Genomic DNA, 1,129 nt, shown 5'->3' with positions numbered 1-1,129 from the left:
GTTAAAGGAAGAGAAGTAATGAGTAACCCACATGCTGACAGGTTGATAGCGTTTCTTATCTCCAGTGGCATCAAAGATCAACGCGTTTTGGATGCAATGCATTGTTTACCGAGAGAGAGCTTTGTTTCTCAAGCGATGATGCACCAAGCCTACGATAACAATGCGCTACCGATTGGTCAGGGACAAACTATTTCTCAACCTTACATCGTCGCTCGCATGACCGAGCTGCTTGAGCTTCAACGTGCTAGTAACGTTTTGGAAATCGGAACCGGTTCTGGGTACCAAACCGCAGTTTTAGCACAAATCGTTGACCATGTTTATTCCGTTGAACGCATCAAATCTTTGCAATGGGAAGCGAAACGTCGTCTTAAGCAACTTGATATCTACAATGTCTCGACGAAGCATGGTGATGGCTGGTTAGGATGGGAAACGAAAGGTCCGTTTGACGCCATCATTGTTACCGCTGCTGCAGAAGTGATTCCCCAAGCGCTTCTCTCACAGCTAAAAGATGGCGGTAAAATGGTAATTCCTGTCGGAGATGCTGAGCAGCAACTACTTAAAATTGAACGCAAGGGTGACGAGTACCTTTCTTCCGTTGTGGAAATGGTTCGCTTTGTTCCTCTTGTGGCGGGTGATTTGGCTTAAGGATCTGAGGTTAGGTGAGTAAGTTACTGCGTCATATTGGTATTAGCTTTGTATTAGCTGCGGGACTCGTTGGTTGTGCGGCTCACTCACCTGCGCCTGTTTCCAGCCTAAAGAAGGATTATTCGAGCGTTGAGCGTGGTAGTTATAGAGGGAGTTACTACGAAGTAAAGAAAGGTGACACACTTTATTTCATTGCTTACGTCACAGATAAAGATGTAAATGATCTTGTACGTTACAACGAACTCTCTCAGCCTTACACCATTTATCCAGGTCAAAAGCTAAAACTTTGGGCTCCGAAATATGTCGCGCCAAAATATGGCCAAAAAGTTGAACCCGTTGTAGTACCTGTAGTTACAACGACACCGCCGCCAGTGGTGAAGCCAACGACGACGACAAAGCCTGTGACTTCAAGTAAAAGCTCTAGTCAAAAGCCTACAACAACTCCGACTAAAGTCGCACAAAAAGAGCCGCCAAAGAAAGTTGA

The 1,129-nt window shown here is 45.4% G+C and carries 2 protein-coding genes; both read left to right on the top strand.

The window, feature by feature from the left end; genetic code table 11:
- Positions 1 to 18: 18 nt before the first annotated feature.
- Positions 19 to 645: a protein-L-isoaspartate(D-aspartate) O-methyltransferase gene (locus R8N46_RS25210; RefSeq protein ID WP_318189777.1), complete on the top strand. Its 627-nt coding sequence runs from the start codon at positions 19 to 21 to the stop codon at positions 643 to 645.
- Between the two features lie 14 nt (positions 646 to 659).
- A partial coding sequence (locus R8N46_RS25205; RefSeq protein WP_318189776.1) for a LysM peptidoglycan-binding domain-containing protein occupies positions 660 to 1,129 on the top strand: 470 nt, incomplete at its 3' end.

The organism is Vibrio sp. 1874, assembly GCF_033344395.1.
Taxonomy (GTDB): Bacteria; Pseudomonadota; Gammaproteobacteria; order Enterobacterales; family Vibrionaceae; genus Vibrio; species Vibrio alginolyticus.
Note: the sequence above shows the minus strand (reverse complement) of the source record. Positions and strands in the feature narration are given on the sequence as shown.